Origin of the sequence: Thiomicrolovo immobilis (assembly GCF_039645955.1) — a bacterium.
Taxonomy (GTDB): Bacteria; Campylobacterota; Campylobacteria; order Campylobacterales; family Sulfurimonadaceae; genus Thiomicrolovo; species Thiomicrolovo diazotrophicus.
Genome location: NZ_CP147916.1, coordinates 2,381,019 through 2,400,042, shown reverse-complemented (window position 1 = coordinate 2,400,042; position 19,024 = coordinate 2,381,019). Strand labels below are relative to the sequence as shown.

Annotated in this window: 19 protein-coding genes; 18 read left to right on the top strand and 1 reads right to left on the bottom strand. The window is 52.4% G+C overall.

The window, feature by feature from the left end:
• The first annotated feature begins 16 nt into the window (after nucleotides 1-16).
• The 5 genes from WCX72_RS12415 (at nucleotide 17) to WCX72_RS12395 (ending at nucleotide 4,215) form a co-directional block, all read left to right on the top strand.
• Nucleotides 17-1,537 carry a DUF1538 domain-containing protein gene (locus tag WCX72_RS12415; RefSeq protein ID WP_345970052.1) on the top strand — a complete coding sequence of 507 codons (1,521 nt, stop codon included), beginning with the start codon at nucleotides 17-19 and terminating at the stop codon, nucleotides 1,535-1,537.
• Nucleotides 1,534-1,887 carry a transcriptional regulator gene (locus tag WCX72_RS12410; RefSeq protein WP_231019397.1) on the top strand — a complete coding sequence of 118 codons (354 nt, stop codon included), beginning with the start codon at nucleotides 1,534-1,536 and terminating at the stop codon, nucleotides 1,885-1,887. The genes WCX72_RS12415 and WCX72_RS12410 overlap by 4 nt, the downstream gene beginning before the upstream one ends.
• Nucleotides 1,884-2,294, top strand: coding sequence for a CBS domain-containing protein (locus tag WCX72_RS12405; RefSeq protein WP_231019396.1), 411 nt, complete (start codon nucleotides 1,884-1,886; stop codon nucleotides 2,292-2,294). The genes WCX72_RS12410 and WCX72_RS12405 overlap by 4 nt, the downstream gene beginning before the upstream one ends.
• Before the next feature lie 95 nt (nucleotides 2,295-2,389).
• Nucleotides 2,390-3,373 carry a hypothetical protein gene (locus WCX72_RS12400; protein WP_345970051.1) on the top strand — a complete coding sequence of 328 codons (984 nt, stop codon included), beginning with the start codon at nucleotides 2,390-2,392 and terminating at the stop codon, nucleotides 3,371-3,373.
• A gap of 29 nt (nucleotides 3,374-3,402) precedes the next feature.
• Nucleotides 3,403-4,215, top strand: coding sequence for a hypothetical protein (locus WCX72_RS12395; protein ID WP_345970050.1), 813 nt, complete (start codon nucleotides 3,403-3,405; stop codon nucleotides 4,213-4,215).
• 1 nt (nucleotide 4,216) lies between these two features.
• Here WCX72_RS12395 and asnB read toward each other — a convergent pair whose 3' ends face one another.
• The gene (gene asnB, locus WCX72_RS12390; RefSeq protein ID WP_345970048.1) at nucleotides 4,217-6,010 is read right to left on the bottom strand and encodes an asparagine synthase (glutamine-hydrolyzing); all 1,794 of its coding nucleotides are present in this window, start codon (nucleotides 6,008-6,010) and stop codon (nucleotides 4,217-4,219) included.
• 130 nt (nucleotides 6,011-6,140) lie between these two features.
• On the opposite strand from asnB, the gene WCX72_RS12385 reads away from it, so the two are divergent.
• The 13 genes from WCX72_RS12385 to wecB are packed head-to-tail and all read left to right on the top strand — an operon-like array spanning nucleotide 6,141 to nucleotide 19,020.
• Nucleotides 6,141-7,415, top strand: coding sequence for a nucleotide sugar dehydrogenase (locus WCX72_RS12385; RefSeq protein WP_345970047.1), 1,275 nt, complete (start codon nucleotides 6,141-6,143; stop codon nucleotides 7,413-7,415).
• 4 nt (nucleotides 7,416-7,419) lie between these two features.
• Nucleotides 7,420-8,379 (top strand): Gfo/Idh/MocA family oxidoreductase, encoded by a 960-nt coding sequence (locus tag WCX72_RS12380; protein ID WP_345970046.1) that lies wholly within the window; start codon nucleotides 7,420-7,422, stop codon nucleotides 8,377-8,379.
• Nucleotides 8,380-8,381: 2 nt separating this feature from the next.
• Nucleotides 8,382-9,041: an acyltransferase gene (locus tag WCX72_RS12375; protein ID WP_345970044.1), complete on the top strand. Its 660-nt coding sequence runs from the start codon at nucleotides 8,382-8,384 to the stop codon at nucleotides 9,039-9,041.
• Between the two features lie 54 nt (nucleotides 9,042-9,095).
• Nucleotides 9,096-10,439 (top strand): flippase, encoded by a 1,344-nt coding sequence (locus tag WCX72_RS12370; protein WP_345970042.1) that lies wholly within the window; start codon nucleotides 9,096-9,098, stop codon nucleotides 10,437-10,439.
• Nucleotides 10,436-10,984: an acyltransferase gene (locus WCX72_RS12365; protein ID WP_345970041.1), complete on the top strand. Its 549-nt coding sequence runs from the start codon at nucleotides 10,436-10,438 to the stop codon at nucleotides 10,982-10,984. Before WCX72_RS12370 ends, WCX72_RS12365 begins: the two co-directional genes overlap by 4 nt.
• A complete protein-coding gene (locus WCX72_RS12360) occupies nucleotides 10,971-11,957 on the top strand; it encodes a sulfotransferase (protein WP_345970040.1) in 987 nt (328 codons plus the stop codon). Before WCX72_RS12365 ends, WCX72_RS12360 begins: the two co-directional genes overlap by 14 nt.
• Nucleotide 11,958: 1 nt before the next feature.
• Entirely contained in the window at nucleotides 11,959-13,128 is a 1,170-nt protein-coding gene (locus WCX72_RS12355) for a glycosyltransferase (RefSeq protein ID WP_345970037.1), read from the top strand.
• 18 nt (nucleotides 13,129-13,146) lie between these two features.
• Nucleotides 13,147-13,764: an imidazole glycerol phosphate synthase subunit HisH gene (hisH, locus tag WCX72_RS12350; protein ID WP_345970035.1), complete on the top strand. Its 618-nt coding sequence runs from the start codon at nucleotides 13,147-13,149 to the stop codon at nucleotides 13,762-13,764.
• Nucleotides 13,764-14,534: an AglZ/HisF2 family acetamidino modification protein gene (locus WCX72_RS12345; RefSeq protein WP_345971565.1), complete on the top strand. Its 771-nt coding sequence runs from the start codon at nucleotides 13,764-13,766 to the stop codon at nucleotides 14,532-14,534. Before hisH ends, WCX72_RS12345 begins: the two co-directional genes overlap by 1 nt.
• Nucleotides 14,531-15,664 (top strand): N-acetyl sugar amidotransferase, encoded by a 1,134-nt coding sequence (locus tag WCX72_RS12340; RefSeq protein ID WP_345970033.1) that lies wholly within the window; start codon nucleotides 14,531-14,533, stop codon nucleotides 15,662-15,664. Before WCX72_RS12345 ends, WCX72_RS12340 begins: the two co-directional genes overlap by 4 nt.
• Nucleotides 15,661-16,791: a glycosyltransferase gene (locus WCX72_RS12335; RefSeq protein ID WP_345970031.1), complete on the top strand. Its 1,131-nt coding sequence runs from the start codon at nucleotides 15,661-15,663 to the stop codon at nucleotides 16,789-16,791. Before WCX72_RS12340 ends, WCX72_RS12335 begins: the two co-directional genes overlap by 4 nt.
• Nucleotides 16,784-17,890 carry a glycosyltransferase family 4 protein gene (locus WCX72_RS12330; RefSeq protein WP_345970029.1) on the top strand — a complete coding sequence of 369 codons (1,107 nt, stop codon included), beginning with the start codon at nucleotides 16,784-16,786 and terminating at the stop codon, nucleotides 17,888-17,890. The genes WCX72_RS12335 and WCX72_RS12330 overlap by 8 nt, the downstream gene beginning before the upstream one ends.
• Complete coding sequence (wecB, locus tag WCX72_RS12325) at nucleotides 17,887-19,020, top strand: UDP-N-acetylglucosamine 2-epimerase (non-hydrolyzing) (protein ID WP_345970028.1); 1,134 nt, start codon at nucleotides 17,887-17,889, stop codon at nucleotides 19,018-19,020. The genes WCX72_RS12330 and wecB overlap by 4 nt, the downstream gene beginning before the upstream one ends.
• Nucleotides 19,021-19,024: the final 4 nt, after the last annotated feature.

Here is a 19,024-nt window from a genome sequence, read left to right as displayed (position 1 = left end):
TGCGTAAAATATCCCAATGGAACAACTCAGACTCTTTTGGATCATGCTCAGAGGCTCCTTCGGCGACCTTGCCCCCATCATCGCCGTCATCGCCTTTTTCCAGATCTTTATCCTGCAGCAGATGCCCGACAATCTTCTTTCCGTCGCGACGGGGCTTTTCATCGTCGCCGTGGGGCTTGCGCTTTTTATCCAGGGGCTGGAAGTCGGTATCTTCCCCGTCGGTGAGAACCTCGCGCAGGAGTTCGCACGGAAGGGTTCGGCATTCTGGCTGCTGCTTTTTGCCTTTCTGATCGGCTTTTCGACGACCATTGCCGAACCGGCGCTGATTGCCATCGCGGATAAGGCTGCCGTCATCAGCAACGGCAAGATTGACGCCCTGGTGCTGCGGCTGACCGTCGCCTTTTCGGTCGGCTTCGCCATCGCCCTGGGCACCTTCCGCATCCTGACGGGCCATCCGATCCACTTCTATATCATCACCGGCTATATCATCGTCGTGACGCTGACCTTTTTCGTCCCGCCGGAGATCGTCGGGCTTGCCTACGACAGCGGCGGGGTGACGACCTCGACGGTAACGGTACCGCTTGTCGCGGCGCTCGGTGTCGGGCTTGCCAGCAGTATCCGCGGGCGCAACCCGGTCATCGACGGTTTTGGCCTGATTGCGTTCGCCTCGCTGACACCGATGATCTTCGTTCAGGTCTACGGGATCGTTGTCTACGCCTCCGGCAACGGCGAGGCGATTGCCGCCGTGGCGCAGAGCGTGTCGGAGCACGTGGAACACAGCCGCACGGTAGGTCAGCAGGCGCTGGTGCTGCTGCTGGAGCTTATCGATGTCATCAAAGATGTCTTGCCGATCCTGGCCGTGATCTTCTTTTTCCAGTACGCCATCATCAAAAAACAGGTGCCCTACCTGCGCCGCATCGTTTTCGGTATCGTGCTTGTTATCCTCGGGCTGTATGCTTTTATCGTGGGGCTGGAGATGGGGCTCTTTCCTATCGGGGAGACGATGGCGCTGCAGCTCACCGAACAGGACAACCGGCTGCTGATCTACCTGTTCGCCTTTCTGATCGGCTTTTCGACGACCATGGCCGAACCGGCGCTGCTGGCGATTGCGATCAAGGTCGAGGAGATCTCCGCCGGAAAAATCCGGCAGATGGTACTGCGGATCGCCGTCGCCGCAGGGGTGGCCGTGGGTATCGCCCTGGGGGCGTATCGTATCGTGGCGGGGGACCCGATACACTATTACATTATCGCCGGCTACATCATCGTCATCATCCTGACCTATTTCGCGCCGCGCTACATCATCCCGATCGCCTACGACAGCGGCGGGGTGACGACGTCGACGGTCACCGTGCCGTTGGTCGCGGCGCTGGGCCTGGGCCTGGCAACCAATATCGAGGGACGGAGCCCGCTCGTTGACGGGTTCGGGCTGATTGCCTTTGCGTCGCTTTTCCCGATGATTACCGTCATGGCTTACGGGGTGATTACGGAATTCAGCGCCGGGCGCACAAAAACTCAACACAAGGAGGAGTTTGAATGAGGTTTGCATTACTGGTAGCGATCGTGGAACAGTCGCTTGAAGAGGAGGCGATCGATATCGCCAAAGCCAACGGTGCCGGCGGGGTGACGAGTCTTACCGGCAAGGGTACTGGATTGAATGAAAAGAAGACGTTTTTCGGCCTGACGTATGAGCGCGCCGAGAGTGTGCTGCTCTTCGTTCTTGAGAAACGGACCTCCGTCAAAGTGATGAAGGCGCTCAAGAACGAACTGCATCTTGAAACGGAGAACAAGGGGATCGTCATGTCGCTGCCCATCGAACATCTCGCGGGGATCGCCAGCAACCAGATTGAAGCCTTTGCCAACAGACTCAAAGAGGAGAAAGAGGTATGAAACTGATTACAGTGAGGGATATCATGACGCCGGCGGATGAGATTGCGATGATCTCCCCCTATGCGTCGGTGCGCGAACTGATCAACCTGATGGACACGCGCAGCGTACGTTCGGTCATCGTCGAGCGCACCAGCGAAAACGACGCCTACGGGATCGTCACCTACTCCAATATCCTCGAGGCGATCTACAGCAACGACGGGGATATGGACCTGCTCAACGTCTACGACGTCGCCAGCAAGCCGATGGTACAGATCGTGCCGGACCTCGATATCCGGTATGCGGCGCAGCTGATGATCAACCAGAAGATCAAGCATCTCTCGGTGACCTGGGAAGGGCGCTTGACGGGGGTGATCAGCATGACGGACATCGCCCGGGTTCTGATGGAGGAAGCGCGCAACGATATGTAGTCCACCCCCCCCTGTCTATAACGATAATGAATAAGTGTTGTTGAAGAGAAGGGGTGTTATATTGTCCGGAAGTGACACTAACACAAGGAGCGGATATGTATGATGTATTGCAAAAAGGTGGTCTCATCGTTGCGGCGGCAGGTACACTTTTCATCAGCGGCTGCGGCGGCGGAGGTGGCGGCTCGGCAAGCCTTCCGACTCTGAATGTCCCGGCAGCGGTAGCGACAGCGGATAACGGCGCCATGGCAGTCGAGACGCTCATTGGAGGACAGAGCGCGGGAGCACCCGGCGGGTATCTGTTATTTGCCGCGTCATCCAACAATGTATCAGGCGATACGGTGGAACCTTTCAGTGCTCCCCGCTTTATAAGCGATAAGAACGGACCTGTTGCGCAAGTGCTTTCGTTCAGCCCGGAGGTTCTGAATGCGTCGCTTTATACAGAGAACTGTCCTTACGGCGGGACGATTTCCGTGAGCGGATCGGGTAGCGCAACGCATATCGATGCGACGGCGAAGTTCGACAACTGCAGTCTAGATGTCAACTTTACGATGAACGGATCGATGCGCGTGATAGTGGACGGGACGAATTTCGGCTATTCCAACGAGACATATGAATACACGAGAATCTATTTTCCCTCCGACTTTACGATGACAATGGATTTAGACACGTTCTCCATCCGAGCGGGCAGCAACATGGAGACGAACTATACCTATTACGGATCTTACGGTGAGTACGCCGGGGGAACGATGACCAGCTCTGTACAGTGGAGCGACGGTAATATGACGGGACGGTATGACGATCTCACCGAGGCATTCGCCTATGATTACACCGTCAGCCCATCGACCGAGACGGATTGCTACATGGCCGGGACGATTTACATCGACAACTTGACAGCCTCCATTGCCGTTGACAGTACTTACGGCTGCGGCGATCCGTTTACCTATAGTGATTTTGATCTTATCAGCGGCAGTATGCGCCTTATCGGTTCCGGCGGCGGTGTGATCGACGTCAACGTCACTGCCATCAATACGATCACGGTGACAGATCAGAACGGTACGGACATCAACGTTACGCTTTGACGACCGCCTCACGTCATGCAATCGCGTGTATGATACTGGCAGCTGTTCCGCTGTTAGGGGATGGACTTTTCGTCGGTATCAAAGGTGCCAATGCCACGCTCTCTTACAGGGTAAAAGAACCCGCACAGGGCCTGGAGGCACAGCTCCGCTTCCCGGCAACGGCAGAGGTCGGGGAGCTGGGGTATGCCCTGGAAATGCCGGTCGGCCAGCTCAGTTTCTCATGTGCTTCCGCTTTCGCTTCCCAAAAACGTACCGGTGACGATACCGATTGGAGGGATGGTAACAAGACGGTCTACTCGGAATCAGACACGTCTCTGGACAGCTACTATGTGTTCCATATCGATTTCCGTCATCCGGTGACACCGGGTTTTTCACTGGGGATGGATTTTTTTTACGAGCAGTGGCGGCTTGGCTGGTCACATACCCGGCAGATCGACTACACGGATGGTACGCAGACGGTCCTGAGTGGAACGACCGTGCGTTTTACCCAGGACGCGGGAGGGGTGAACCTGTACGGCGTATTGGACGCAACCCTTTTTGCGCTGCCGTGGCAATTTCACGGCGGAGTGCTGCTGTCGCGTCAACACTCTGAAGACGAACACTTGGCAAGGGGATTCTATACTGTCAGTGATGGATGGATGACAGGGGTCTCACTCGGAGCTGATGCCGTGCTGTACCGGCAAGCCGGTTCTGAAATCATCGCCGGGATCTCTTACCGCCGAAGCGAAGGCGATGCCGATATGCACTATTACTATGATTACGGTCCGCATTACATGACGCTGCCTGCCACCTTTACGACCGAGGTAACCGAGGCCTCGCTGATGTATCAGTATGCTTTTTGAGTCAGAGCAGGTATTTTTTCATCCAGTGTGAGAGCACGAAGAGGCTCCAGACCTGCTGTTTGAAGCGGCCGCGGTGCACTGCGGCATCGATGTAGCGCTCCAGCACCTCTTTTTTGAACACTCCCGTCCGGTCGTTGACCTCGGTGATGAGGTCGATCTTCCCCGAGGCGTGCAGGTACTCCATATAGGGCGAGGCGAACCCTTTCTTTTTTCGTTCCAGTATTGTATCGCCAAGGTACGGGCGCATGATCTGTTTGAGCAGCGCCTTTGGCCGCCCGTTTCCGATCTTGAGTTCCGCCGACGTGCCGAAGACTGTCTCCGCCAGACGGTGGTCGAGCATCGGGGTACGGGATTCGATGCCGTGGGCCATGGAGACGCGGTCGAGCTTGGCAAGGTAGTACTCGGCCTGGAGCTGCCGAAGGTCAAGGTAGCTGTACCAGTGGGCGGGGTGTGTCCAGCGGCTGGCATCGAAACGGTCACGTTCGGGCTGTACAAAACGCAGCCCCTCCTCGTCGCGGACGTTCCGGCGCATCAGGGCGTTTTTCTGAAGGTCCGTGAATTTTTCACCGGCCCCCCGGAAGAGCAGGGTCTCGTCAAAGGCGCGCTTGTACCACTCCCACTCGCGGTTGATGGAAAAGTGGCCGTGGAAAAACTTCTTTAGCCACGCCTTGCGCTGCAGAGAGGCCAGCTGCTCGATATCGAGGTAGTCGAAATACTGCCGGTAGCCCAGAAAGAGTTCATCACCCCCTTCGCCGCTGAGTACGACGCGGTAGCCCTCTTTTTTGATGGCGCCAAATAGGAGGTAGAGCGGGATGGCGGCCGGGTCGTTCAGGGGCTCGTCGAGGGCGTCCATCACCGGGTCGATGGCATCGATGAAGTCGTTCTGGCCGATGGTGATCTTCGTGTTCTTGAGCCCCAGGATGCGTGCCGTTTCGGCGGCACTCCCGCTCTCGTCGTAGTTCCAGCGCTCCGCGTAGCCCAGGCTGAAGGTCTGCAGGGGACGGCCGAGTTTCTTGGCAAAGGCGTTGACGGCGGCACTGTCGATTCCGCCGCTGAGCAGGGCGGCGACGGGGACGTCGGCATCGAGGCGCATCGCGATGCTCTCTTCCATACGTGCCTCGATGCGCTGCCGGGCACTGCTGTCTTCCACCGGGTCGGCATGTTCGAGCAAACAGTAATACGAACGCCGGCTAACGCTGCCGTTAGCAACCGTTATGAGCTCGCCGGGGGCGATTTTTTCGATGCCTTCGAAGAAGGTGTGCGGCGCTGTAGGCGCCTGGAAGGAGAGAAAACCCATCATCGCATCGTCGTTCATTCTGACGCTGGGCAGGAACGGGAGGATCCCCTTGATCTCCGAGGCAAACACGAATCGCTCTTTCTGTTTGGCAAAAAAGAGCGGCTTTTTCCCCAGGCGGTCGCGGAGCAGGTAGAGGGTCCCGTCGTCGTAGATCGCCAGGGCGAACATGCCGCGGAAGCGGTGCACGCAGTCGATCCCCCAGTGCAGGTAGGCCGCCAGAACGGTTTCGGCTTCCGTCGTATCCTGCAGCCCCAGTGTCTCTGCAATCTCACGGTAGTTGTAGATCTCCCCGTTGAAACTGAGCAGAACGTTCCCCTTCCGCAGCGGCTGGTGTGAACGCTCGTGAAGGTCGCGGATACTCAAGCGGTGCTGGGCGAAGAAGAGCCCCCTCTCCTCGATGATCCCGCAATAATCCGGGCCGCGGTGCGCCAGTTTAGCTAATGCCTGTCGGGCGAGAGAGGGCTCGTAATCGCCGAGAATGCCGAAGACGGCGCACATCAGGCCGCCTTCTGGCGAGAGAGGGAAGTGTCGGGAAAAACCATGGCGCTATTTTACTACAAACGGCCCTGTTTAGAGTTCTGTTGGGGATGGATCGTTATAATGTTTCACTTTTATTCAAGAAGACGTTATGAACAAAATTGAGACCGTTGCGGTCATAGGGCTCGGCTATGTCGGACTGCCACTGGCGGCGGCATTTGCCGAGAAGTACAATGTGATCGGGTATGACATCAACACGGAACGCATAGCCGAACTGCGTCAAGGGTATGACCGGACGCTGGAGCTGTCAAAAGAGCAGCTTGAAGGCGTGAAGAGTACGCTGCGTTTTACGGACGGGGAAGACGCGCTTTCCGAGGCGACGGTTTTTATCATTACCGTACCGACGCCGATCGATAGCAGTAACCGTCCGGACCTTACTCCCCTTGTGAAATCCAGCGAAACGGTCGGCCGGATTCTGAAAAAAGGCGATATCGTCGTATACGAATCGACGGTCTATCCCGGTGTCACGGAGGAAGTATGTGTCCCCGTGCTGGAAGAGCATTCGGGCCTGCTGTTCAATCGGGACTTCTTCGCCGGCTACTCTCCCGAACGCATCAACCCCGGTGACAAAGAACATACCGTCAAGAAGATCAAGAAGGTGACCTCGGGTTCCACGCCCGAAATCGCACAAAGGGTCGATGCCCTCTATGCGAGTATCATCGAAGCTGGGACCCATCTTGCCTCGTCAATCAAAGTTGCGGAAGCGAGCAAGGTCATTGAGAACACCCAGCGCGATGTCAATATCGCACTCATTAATGAGCTCTCGCTGATTTTCGATGCGATCGGTATCGATACAAATGAGGTGATCGAGGCCGCGTCGACAAAGTGGAATTTCATCAAACTCAGCCCTGGACTCGTAGGCGGACACTGCATCGGGGTCGATCCGTATTACCTCACTTTCAAGGCCGAAGAGCTGGGCTACAAACCGAACCTGATCCTCGGCGCCCGCCTGATCAACAACGGGATGGGGAAGTTCATTGCCGAAAAGACGGTCAAAGAGCTGATTCAGCATGATAAAAAGGTGAAAAACGCCAATGTGCTTGTATTGGGGGTTACCTTCAAAGAGGATTGTCCGGATATGCGCAATACGAAGGTCGTTGATATTATCGAGGAGCTCAAATCGTACGGCTGCACAGTGGATGTATACGATCCTTGGGTCGACCCGAACGAGAACAAGAAGCATTACCAGCACGGTATCGTACCCAACCCGTTCGAAGCGGAAAAGTGTTACGACGCCATCGTAGTGGCTGTCGGACATCGTCAGTTCAAGGCGCTTCAGATGGAGGACTATGAGCGTATCAGTACATCCGATCCCGTAGTGATTGACGTCAAGGGCATTGTGGAAAAACCGACATGGAGGTTGTGACAGGATGAAGAATTTTGCATTGATCGGGGCGGCCGGTTATATCGCGCCGCGCCACATGAAGGCGATCAGAGAGACGGGTAACAACCTGATCGCAGCCCTTGACCGCTGCGACAGTGTCGGCATTATCGACAGCTACTTTCCGGACGCCAGTTTTTTTACGGAGTACGAGCGCTTCGACCGTTTCGTCGACAAATGGCACCGCAGCAACAATGACCGCATCGAATACGTCAGTATCTGCTCTCCGAACTATCTGCATGACAGCCATATCCGATTCGCGCTCAAAAGCGGGGCAGACGCCATTTGCGAAAAACCGCTCGTGCTGAACCCGCACAATATCGATCAACTCAAGGTGATCGAAGCGGAGACCGGCAGAAAGGTCTATAACATTCTGCAGCTCCGGCTGCACCCCTCCATCATCGCTTTGAAAGAGAAGGTTCAAAAAGAGCTGGCCGAAAACCCGGACAAGATGTACGACATTGATTTGACCTACCTGACTTCACGGGGAAAATGGTATTTTGTCAGCTGGAAAGGCGACGAAAGCAAAAGCGGGGGAATCGCCAGCAATATCGGGGTCCATTTTTACGACATGCTTACCTGGATCTTCGGTGATGTCGAAGAGAACATCGTGCACCTGAAAACAGCGTATGCCAATGCGGGAATGCTTCGGCTCAAACATGCCAATGTCCGCTGGTTCCTCTCCGTTGTTTACGACTATATTCCCGACGAGATCAAAGCGCAGGGACAGCGCACCTACCGTTCGATTACCGTTGACGGAGAAGAGATCGAGTTCAGCGGCGGCTTTACCGATCTGCATACACGCTCATACGAGGAGATTCTCGCCGGCAACGGTTTTGGATTGGAGGAGGCATACGGTTCTATCCGGACCGTATCGGAAATCCGGGGGCTCCCACCCATTGGCCTGAAAGGGGAGTATCATCCCTTTTGCAAGAAAGTGGAGGCGTGATCATGGATAAGCCGCGTCGTTTGACACCCGAGGAGTGGAAAGCCCGTCTGCGCGCCAAAGGCAAAACGGAATCGGCGGAAAAGCCGGCAGCGCTCTTCGTGCATGAATCCGCTTTTGTCGACGCGGACGTCTCCATCGGGGAGGGCACGAAAATTTGGCACTTTTGCCATCTCCTTTCGCACACACGCGTCGGCAGCAACTGCTCTTTCGGGCAGAACTGCGTCGTCGGGCCGAACGTCACGATCGGGAACGGCGTCAAGATCCAGAACAACGTCAGTGTATATGAAGGGGTCGAGATCGAAGACGACGTTTTCCTTGGGCCGTCGATGGTCTTCACCAACGTCATCAACCCTCGCGCATTTATCGTCCGCAAAACGGAGTTCAAAAAGACGCTCTTGAAAAAAGGGTGCACCGTCGGGGCGAACGCGACGATTGTCTGCGGCGTTACCGTCGGACGTTATGCGCTCATCGGCGCAGGGGCTGTTGTAACGAAAGATGTGCCTGACTTTGCCCTAATAGCCGGGGTGCCGGCCAAGCAGATCGGGTGGGTCAGTATAGCGGGCAACAGGCTGGTCTTTGATGAAGGGGGCTACGCTGATGATGGTTACGACGGAAGCCGATACCGGTTGCTTCAAGACCGGGTCGTGCTTATGGATACATGATGGTATTTATCGCTTTACCGGCCGTATCCCACTCCAGTGAGGGTGAAGGCTGATATGTACTCGGTGTGGAGGAGAAAGCTCAATCAATTTTTCCGTGATGAAAGATTTAGTGAGATAGCGAGAGGCGGTCTCCTGACCTTCGGTGCAAAAATTGTTGCTGTACTCCTCGGCATTGGTTCCAGCTTTATCGTTGCGCGTTTCTATGGAGCTGAGGTCGTTGGAACCCTGGCCCTTATCAATGCATTTTTAAGCGTCGCACTTATTGTTTCACTGATGGGGACTGATACGTCATTGCTGAAAATTATCCCCGAGCATCTGGTGAAATACTCTCTGGGGTCTGCCAAAGCGGCCTTTAAGAAAACCATGCATTTGGTGCTGCTATTTTCTTTTGTCATTAGTATTTTCAGTTTTGCTTTGTCCGACGTGATTGCTTCTGGTATCTTCTCAAAACCGCATTTGTCCTTCTTGTTCGCTTTAGCTTCTACCATCATTCTTTTCAAGTCGCTTCAGACACTTAATATGACGGCACTCAGGGGGATGAAAAATATCAAGTTGTTTGTATTCTTTCAGTGGTTTCCAAGTGCCTTTTACCTTGTGGCACTAATTGTCGTAACGCTTGTTTTTTATGATAAATACAACCCTGTGTATATTCAGCTATTTACTCCCGTACTTATGGTGGTGATCAGTAGCTATTTTGTTTGGAGCCATTTCAAAGGCGATAAGGAAAGAGGCGGACAGGTCCACATGCTGTCATATGAAAATATTTTTTCGACAGCACACCCTATGTTTTTGACGTCCGTCCTTTTTCTGGTTATAAGTCAGACTGATGTTATTATGCTGGGAGTGATGTCGGACGAAGCATCTTTGGGCATCTACAGCATTGTCTTGAAGCTGGCAGGGTTGACGGCGTTCCTGCTTACGGCCATTAATACGATATTGGGCCCGAAGTTTTCAGAGCTTTACCACAGGGATAAAATAGATGAGTTGATCTTCGTGGCCAGAAAATCAAGTAAAATGATTTTCTGGTCTTCTGCACCACTCCTCATCCTACTGATAGCGGGCGGTCACTGGATTCTCGGCATCTTTGGGAGTAGTTTTGTGGCAGGGTACCTGGCGCTGGTTATCCTTGCTGTAGGCCAATTTGTCAACGCCGCTTCCGGATCGGTCGGGTATTTTTTAAATATGACCGGAAATCAGACGGTTTATCGTAATATCATTATTATCGCTTCTGCTGTAAATATTACGGGAAATTATCTGCTTATCCCGTCTTTTGGCATCAAGGGCGCCGCCGCCGCCAGCCTGTTAAGTCTGCTCATTTCAAATCTCTTGCCGTTGTTTTATATCAAAGGCAAGTTCGGCTCATTTATTGGGTACTTTCCCCTAAGGGTTTCAAGATGAAAGCGGTAAGAATGCTTTACGGCTTGGCGGCTGAGCTGCGGGAGTCTCTCTTCCTTTTTTTTGCCAATCACCTCCCGCGTCTGAATGTTTGCAACCGATGGCGCGCGCTTTGCCTGAAACTGGCCGGTATGCGCATCGAAAGAAAATGTACAATCTGGCCAGGTGTAGATATCCGGCCAATCGGGGCAGCTTCGCATATCACGATCGGTAAAGGGTCGTTCGTCAATGTGAATTCGCGATTTGCCGCGCCAAACACGTACATCGCCATTGGTGAGGATGTGGCAATCGGTCCCAACGTCTCATTTGAAACTGCGCAACACGACTTGCATAGTGCGAAAGGCAAACCGAGGACAAGTACATCTTCCCGGCCTATTGTAGTAAAAGATCGGGTGTGGATCGGGGCCGGTGCGATCATATTGGGCGGAGTGACCATTTACGAAGATGCCGTTGTCGCGGCAGGAGCCGTAGTAGACCGGGATGTGTCGGCGGGAACGCTCGTTGGCGGCATTCCCGCGAAATTTATAAAAACGATTGAGCAAGGTTGACGTTTTGGGGTTTATGCACTATCTTCCGGAAGCTTTGATCGATTTTTATAAGAAAATCAGGATGGGGAGTCCACTAAGAAAGCATCTGCTGGAAAAGCAGGAGGGATTCGCACCTTTTTTCATCGTTGGATCCGGCAGATCGGGGAACACGCTTCTTAGGCGTATTCTCAACAGCCATTCCGAGTTGTTTATCCCGCCCGAAACATATGTCCTGGGAAAATCCATCAGGCAGTTCCGCCGTTACAACAACATGGGCTGGGGAGATCTTGTCCAGCTCATCTATTCCAATTTCGAGTTTTATCCTGAATTTGAAACGTTTGACATCAAAACATTGGCACCGCTTGTCGACAGCGCTTCGCGTTGTCCCGAGGAGCAGAGAACGCTCGCATTCTTGCTGCACGGCTTTTATGAGTATTTTGCCAAGACGCATCAAATTGACAAGTCGAGATGGGGGGATAAAACACCTTTAAACACGTTTGCTATCTTCCCGCTTTTTCAAGTTTTCCCCGATGCAAAGTTCATACATATTGTTCGGGATCCCTATGATGTCGTTGCCTCTTATGTGGCATCAGGAATCTATAAAAACCATACGGATGCGGCACGCAGATGGGTGCGATCGGTTCAAATGGCTGAAAAGTTTAAAAGTAAATATCCTGGGAATCTCCACGAAATTTATTATGAAACACTTGTCGAAAACCCCGAAAAGGAGATCAGGAGAGTGTGTGCGTTCCTGGATGTTCCTTTCGAAAAGACGATGCTGACGTCAGAAACATCCGCACAGGAGCTTGGGGATGTGAGACTAAGAGCGCATCATGCCAATGTGTATAAGCCGATTAATACGAAAAGTATCGGGCGAGGCAGGGATGCAATCGATGCGGACACAAACAGTACAATAGATCCCATTATTGCCTGTGAACGGGATAAATTCGGTTATGCCGCTTGGAGTGGGCATCACAGTGAGGAAACAAGGTAGCATGCATATCCTCGTGATCCCTTCTGAGCGGTATCTTCCCAAGGACAGACCGCTTGAGGGTATTTTTCAAAAAGACAATGCCGTAGCCCTTCATGATAGCGGTTTAACGGTCGGCATCCTTTCCATCGAACTGCATGGTATAAGAAAGATGATAGGCCAGAGACGATTTTTTGTTCACGACAGGGTGGTGCACACGAAGGAGGAGGGGATCACAGTGTCGCGGATCAGCGCGATCGCGCCTCCAAACCGCTACCCAAGAATTTTCAGACCCTTCTGGGTCTTGAAAGGGAAACAGGTATTCAAGGAGTATGTCAAGACATACGGCATGCCTGATGTCATCCATGCACATAATGCTTTGAATGCCGGTTTGCTTGCGCTCGAGCTGAAAAAAGAGTACAAACTCCCTTATGTCGTGACCGAACACAGCAGCCAATTCATAAAGGGGGCGTTTACACCATGGGAGAAGAGAAAAATTCATACGGTGTTTTCCCATGCCGATGCATTGATTGCGGTCAGCCCGAGTCTGGGAGAAGTCATAAAGCGGTATCTGTCGTCACATCAAACGGTTTCGGTCGTTCCCAACCCTCTGGACAGGCTGTTTGAAAACGACACACGCCTGAAAAACAGAGCGGAGGGAGTCGTGTTCTTTTCGTTGGCCGCCCTGGTGGCAACCAAGGGCTTTTTTGAGCTGTTGGAAAGTTTTGCAAAAAGTTTTCAGGGAGATTCGGCGAAAAAACTGGTCATCGGAGGCGATGGCCCGGAGCGGGACAGTTTGGAACAATATGCCTCCGAACTTGGGATAGAGAAGCAGGTAACATTCGTTGGCCTTTTGTCGAAAAAAGAGGTTAAACGGCATATGGAGGCGTGTGATGTCTTTGTCCTGGCAAGCCATTTTGAAACGTTCGGTGTCGTGATCACCGAGGCGCTGGCATGCGGAAAGCCAGTCGTGGCGACGCAGTGCGGCGGACCGGAGTATCTTATCGACGACAGCAACGGTCTCCTGGTACCGCCGAAAGAGACCGGGGCGTTGGCGGTAGCACTGCAAAAGATGGCAAATTCTTTTGACAGCTATGACGGCAAAGCTATCAGAATGGCGTGCCTGCACAGATACGGCTCGGCGAAAATTGCATCTGTTCTGCAGTCGATCTATAATAAGCTGCTAGAACATTGATGTGCGTATGGGAAGTAAATGACAACAATCGTTGACTATGGAATGGGAAACTTGGGATCAGTAAAAAATATGCTGAAAAAAATCGGAGAGGGCGCCGTCGTCTCTTCTGATGCACGCGCGATAAACGAGGCCACAAAGATAATTCTGCCGGGAGTCGGCGCATTTGACAACGCCATGATCAACCTGCAGCAGCTGGACTTAATTGCAGCGATCAAACAGAAGGTGCTTGAAGATAAGACACCGATTCTCGGCATCTGTCTCGGAATGCAGCTGTTGACGAACGGCAGCGAAGAGGGGAAGTGCGAGGGGTTCGGTTTTATTGAGGGGAGTGCGAAACGCTTCAACTTTCAAGACCATGATAAAAAACTTCCTGTGCCGCATATGGGATGGAACAGGGTGCATGTGAAAAAGGAGAGTCCGCTTTTCGAAGGGATGCCCGACGATCCCAGATTTTATTTCGTTCACTCATATGCAGTAGAATGCGCAAACCGTAACGACATATTGACGACAACCGAATACGGCTATGAGTTTGTATCATGTTTCGAGCATGAAAACATTCTGGGCTGCCAGTTCCACCCCGAAAAGAGCCATAAATTCGGTATGCAGCTTTTCAAGAACTTTGTGGAGTACTATTGATGCTGCGGACAAGAGTCATACCTGTTTTGTTGCTGCACAATAAAGGGCTCGTGAAAACTGTGAGATTCAAAGATCCGAAATATGTCGGCGACCCCATTAATGCTATCCGGATCTTTAACGAGAAAGAGGTGGACGAATTGATCTTTCTCGACATCGACGCTTCCAAAGATCATAGAGAGCCGGATTATGCGTTGATAGAAAGTTTTGCAAGCGAGTGTTTTATGCCGGTTTGTTACGGAGGCGGGATTACCAACGTCGAACAGATCAGAAAGATTTTTTCACTCGGCATCGAAAAAGTCGCTCTAAACAGTTCTGCGCTGCGCGACAAGGACCTCATACGGGAAGCTTCGCAGCTCTTCGGGGCGCAAAGCATTATCGTGGCGGTGGATGTCAAAAGAAATCTCTGGGGGCGCTACCAGATATACCGTCACGCAGATAAGGGAGTGCAGAAGGGCGATCTGCTTGCCTATCTTCGCGAGGTTGAAGCGCTCGGGGCGGGCGAGGTTTTCCTTAACAGCGTGGATATGGACGGTATGCAGAAAGGATACGATATGACCCTGCTTCAGACCATCCGAGATGTGATTTCCGTTCCCGTGATCGTCTGCGGCGGCGCCGGGCAACTGTCCGATTTTAAAGCTGCAAAGGAGCTCGGCGGCGCCTCCGCGGTCGCTGCGGGGAGCTTTTTTGTATTCCAGGGCAAACACAGAGCCGTCCTTATCACCTACCCGAAATATGAAGAGTTGGAAAAACTGTTTGGAGAGCGGCCTTGAAAACACATTACCAGATCTGTTCGCAATGTGTCATGGATACGACGGACCCCGACATCACATTCGACGAGCAGGGCGTCTGTAACCATTGCAGGCACGTTGAAAATGTGATCCGGAAATCCTGGTTCCCCAATCCCGAGGGGAAAAGAAGGCTTGATCAGATTGTTGCCAGAATCATTGAAGACGGCAAAAGCGGTGAATATGACTGCGTTATCGGTTTGAGCGGCGGCGTAGACAGCTCTTATCTGGCTTATATGCTTCGAACGGAATATCCGCAACTTCGTATTCTGGCTATTCATATTGACGGCGGCTGGAATTCTGAGCTGGCCGTACACAACATAGAGCATATCGTCAAGAGGCTGTCGATTGATCTTCATACCGAAGTGATCAATTGGGAGGAGATGAAAGATCTGCAACTCGCCTATCTCAAGTCTCAGCTGGCGAACCAGGATGTTCCGCAGGACCACGCCTTTTTCGCCACGCTCTATAAGGTGGCTGTCGATCATTTCGGCATTAGATATTTTCTCAGCGGCGGGAATTACGCCACAGAGTCAATTCTGCCGGCTGCCTGGGGCTATAACGCAATGGACGCTAAGCAGTTGCTCGCCATTCACAAACGGTTCGGAACGATACGGCTAAAAACGTATGAAACTGTCGGCTTCTTCAAACGGAAGATCTATTACCCTTATATCAAAAAATTCAAGATGATCAGACCGCTGAATTTTTGGCCCTATGACAAAGAGGAAGCGAAGCGGATCATTGTCGAAAAGCTTGATTGGCGTGATTACGGCGACAAACATCATGAAAGCATCTTTACAAAGTTCTTTCAGTCTTACTGGCTGCCCGAAAAGTTTGGATACGACAAACGGAGAGCCCATCTGTCAAGCATGATCGTTGCCGGCCAGATGACACGGCAGGAGGCCTTGAATGTGCTGGAAAAACCTCCCTACAACGCAGGGGAAATAGAGAGCGAGAAAGAATTCATTGCCAAAAAGCTTGGCATTACGGTTGAGGAGCTTAATGCCATTATGCTGCAACCCAATAAAACGTTTCGGGATTACCCGTCCGACTATGCCCTTGAACAGCGTTTTTCCAGACTTAAACAATACATTTCCAAATGGCGTCAACGGTGAAAAAGGTCATTTCGCTTGTGCTGAACAGCTTTGAGAACGATGCCAGGGTTTTGAAAGAGAATGTTTCTTTGCAGCAAGCCGGTTATGCCGTTGAGGTTGTCGCCCTTCATGAAGCAGGTCTCACCGAGCGGGATGAGGTCCATGGGGTCCCGGTCCACCGTATCAAGCTCAGGACGAAAGGGTGGTCGAAACACCGCGTAGTCCAGCTATTCAAATACCTTGAGTTCCTCTACAGGGTGATCCGGGAGCACGGGGACGGCGACATCTACCACTGCAATGATCTGGGCACGCTTCCTGTGGGAGCTGTCGTCAAAATGCTGTTTAAGAGGGATGCCAAAGTCGTCTATGATGCGCACGAGTATGAGACGGAGCGACACAATTTCAAAGGCGCTCTCAAAAAGATGGCAAAACTCACGGAAAAACTCTTCATCGGTGCTGCCGATCGTATTTTGACAGTCAGCGATTCTATCGCGAATGAATATGCCAGAATGTACCCGGTTGAGAAACCCGCACTCGTGCTTAATTGTCCCCCGTATCAGGCGGAAGAGAGGCATGATATTTTCCGTAACACTTTCGGAATCGATAAGGGAAAAAAAATCTTTCTTTATCAGGGGGGATTGAGCAGCGGGCGCGGTGTTGAACATATCATCGAGGCGTTCAAAAGAACAGAGGATAAAAACAGTGTTCTCGTCATGATGGGTTACGGACCGTTGGCAAAAGCCGCCGCCGAGGCAGCCGACCAATATGCCAATATCTACTACCATGAAGCCGTCAAACCCGAGGTGCTTCTAACGTATACGTCATCGGCTGATTTCGGCCTCCTTTTTTATGAAAATACTTGTTTGAACCATTACTACTGTTCGCCGAACAAGCTGTTTGAATATACAATGGCGGGGATCCCCGTCATCGTTTCCGATCTTTATGAAATGCACAGACTCGTGACGAACAACGGTATCGGAGTCGTGGCGGAAGAAAACAGCGCCGAAGGTGTTTTGGATGCGGTCCGTCGTGCCGAATCGCTTGATCCAAAAACGCTTAAAGAGAATCTGCATCGTTTTAAAAAGAGATATAACTGGGAAAATCAGGAAGAAGTCCTCTTGGATGTTTACAGAGGACTCTATGCATAAGGTTTGTCATCTTACATCAGTACATCCGAGGTATGACACCCGCATTTTTCTCAAAGAGTGCAGCAGCCTGGCCGCGGCCGGCTATCATGTTGCGCTGGTCGTTGCCGACGGGTGCGGTGACGAAGTCCGTCACGGGGTAGAGATTATCGATGCGGGCAAGGCTTCGGGGAGAAGGATCGCCCGCATGACCAGAGGCGTACGCGCTGTCTATAAACGTGCCCTGGAAATAGATGCCGCGCTTTACCATTTCCATGATCCCGAACTGATCCCTGCCGCCTTGATGCTCAAGCGCAGAGGGAAGAAGGTTGTTTACGACGTCCATGAAGATGTCCCCCGCGATATTCTCAGTAAATCCTACCTCAAGCGCTGGCAACGGGCGTTTATTTCCGCACTCTTCGAAAGATTTGAAAACTTTGCCGTGCGCAAGTTTGATCATATCATGACGGCGACGCCATTTATCCGGGACCGTTTTTTGGCGATAAACAGCCGGACGACAGATGTCAATAATTTTCCGATTCTCTCGGAATTGGCAAACACCACCGATTGGCAACACAAGCATCAAGAGCTCTGCTATATCGGGGGAATATCGAAAATCAGGGGGATCGATGAGGTCGTTCAGGCAATGGGGTCGGTTCCGTCCGGCATCCTGACGCTCGCAGGGAGTTTCGCCCCCGCATCTCTCGAAACCGAGGTGAAGAAGTATGCGGGGTGGAAGAGGGTGAATTTTGTCGGCTACCTGGATCGCGAAGGGGTAAGGGACGTCATGGCCAGGTCGATGGCGGGTGTCGTAACGTTCCTGCCGGCGCACAACCATATCGATTCACAGCCCAACAAAATGTTTGAATATATGTCCGCAGGTATACCCGTGATAGCTTCGAATTTCCCTCTTTGGCGCAGTATTATTGAAAAAAACCATTGCGGGCTTTGCATCGATCCTCTCGACCCGACGGCGATCGCAAACGCCATGCAGTATATTCTTTCCCATCCGGAAGAAGCGGAACGGATGGGACGCAACGGCAGGGAAGCCGTGGAAACAAAGTACAATTGGTCGGCAGAGGAGAGAAAACTTATGGATATTTACGCAGGACTGTTATCGTGAAAATTCTGACCGTTATCGGTGCAAGACCGCAATTCATCAAAGCTGCGACGGTCAGTCGTGAGGTACTGAAACGGCAAAACGATGGTGTCGACATTGAAGAAGTCATTGTGCACACGGGACAGCATTTTGATGCCAATATGTCCGATATCTTTTTTGAGCAGATGCGTATTCCGAAGCCGGATTATAATCTGGAGGTGCACAGCCTGGGACACGGTGCCATGACGGGCCAGATGCTCGAGAAGATCGAAAAAGTACTGCTGGATGAGCAGCCGGACTGGGTGCTGGTTTATGGGGATACGAACAGTACGCTTGCCGGGGCACTGGCTGCCAAGAAGCTCCATATCAGGGTTGCCCACGTTGAAGCGGGCTTGCGGAGCTTTAACATGGCGATGCCCGAGGAGGTCAACCGCATCATGACCGACCGGATCAGCGATCTTCTTTTCTGTCCGACCGCAACAGCGGTCTCAAACCTTCAAGCGGAAGGGTTCGGGGGAGATGCGAGAGGGTTTGGAAGTATCGTCCGGTCCGGCGATGTCATGCAGGACGCCGCCATGTTCTACGCAGCACTCTCAGAAAAACCGGGGATTGATTTCGATCTCGATTCCCCTTTCATTCTGACGACAATCCATCGGGCGGAAAATACTGATGACCCCGAAAGGCTGCAGTCCATTTTCGAAGCACTGCAGACGATAGCGGAAAAAACGCCGCTTATTCTACCGCTTCATCCGAGGACGAGGGCCAAGCTTACGGCATTGGGTATCCGTTCTCTTCATGATCGTCTCATTATCATCGACCCGGTGGGATATCTGGAGATGGTATACCTGCTCACGCACTGTGCGCTGGTGATGACGGACAGCGGGGGGCTGCAAAAAGAAGCCTTCTTTTTTGAAAAACCCTGTATCACGCTGCGTGATGAAACCGAATGGACGGAGCTGGTGGAGCATGGGTTCAATCTGCTGACGGGTGCGGACAGGAACACGATCATCGATGCCTCCGAAAAGATGTTGCGTCACAAGCAGCTTTTTGACGAGCGGAAACCGGAGCTTTACGGCAACGGGAACGCAAGCGGAATCATCGTCGATGCATTGCTGAAAAATCAGTGCAAGCCGAACAGCGACTCTACAGAGTAGAGGA

Coding starts and splice junctions, on each gene's coding strand:
- WCX72_RS12400 (WP_345970051.1), top strand. CDS start 2,390: ATGTATGATGTATTGCAAAAAGGTGGTCTCATCGTTGCGGCGGCAGGT.
- WCX72_RS12345 (WP_345971565.1), top strand. CDS start 13,764: ATGCTGCGGACAAGAGTCATACCTGTTTTGTTGCTGCACAATAAAGGG.
- asnB (WP_345970048.1), bottom strand. CDS start 6,010: ATGTGCGCCGTCTTCGGCATTCTCGGCGATTACGAGCCCTCTCTCGCC.
- WCX72_RS12415 (WP_345970052.1), top strand. CDS start 17: ATGGAACAACTCAGACTCTTTTGGATCATGCTCAGAGGCTCCTTCGGC.
- WCX72_RS12330 (WP_345970029.1), top strand. CDS start 16,784: ATGCATAAGGTTTGTCATCTTACATCAGTACATCCGAGGTATGACACC.
- hisH (WP_345970035.1), top strand. CDS start 13,147: ATGACAACAATCGTTGACTATGGAATGGGAAACTTGGGATCAGTAAAA.
- WCX72_RS12395 (WP_345970050.1), top strand. CDS start 3,403: ATGATACTGGCAGCTGTTCCGCTGTTAGGGGATGGACTTTTCGTCGGT.
- WCX72_RS12370 (WP_345970042.1), top strand. CDS start 9,096: ATGTACTCGGTGTGGAGGAGAAAGCTCAATCAATTTTTCCGTGATGAA.
- WCX72_RS12355 (WP_345970037.1), top strand. CDS start 11,959: ATGCATATCCTCGTGATCCCTTCTGAGCGGTATCTTCCCAAGGACAGA.
- WCX72_RS12375 (WP_345970044.1), top strand. CDS start 8,382: ATGGATAAGCCGCGTCGTTTGACACCCGAGGAGTGGAAAGCCCGTCTG.
- WCX72_RS12410 (WP_231019397.1), top strand. CDS start 1,534: ATGAGGTTTGCATTACTGGTAGCGATCGTGGAACAGTCGCTTGAAGAG.
- WCX72_RS12385 (WP_345970047.1), top strand. CDS start 6,141: ATGAACAAAATTGAGACCGTTGCGGTCATAGGGCTCGGCTATGTCGGA.
- WCX72_RS12365 (WP_345970041.1), top strand. CDS start 10,436: ATGAAAGCGGTAAGAATGCTTTACGGCTTGGCGGCTGAGCTGCGGGAG.
- WCX72_RS12405 (WP_231019396.1), top strand. CDS start 1,884: ATGAAACTGATTACAGTGAGGGATATCATGACGCCGGCGGATGAGATT.
- WCX72_RS12380 (WP_345970046.1), top strand. CDS start 7,420: ATGAAGAATTTTGCATTGATCGGGGCGGCCGGTTATATCGCGCCGCGC.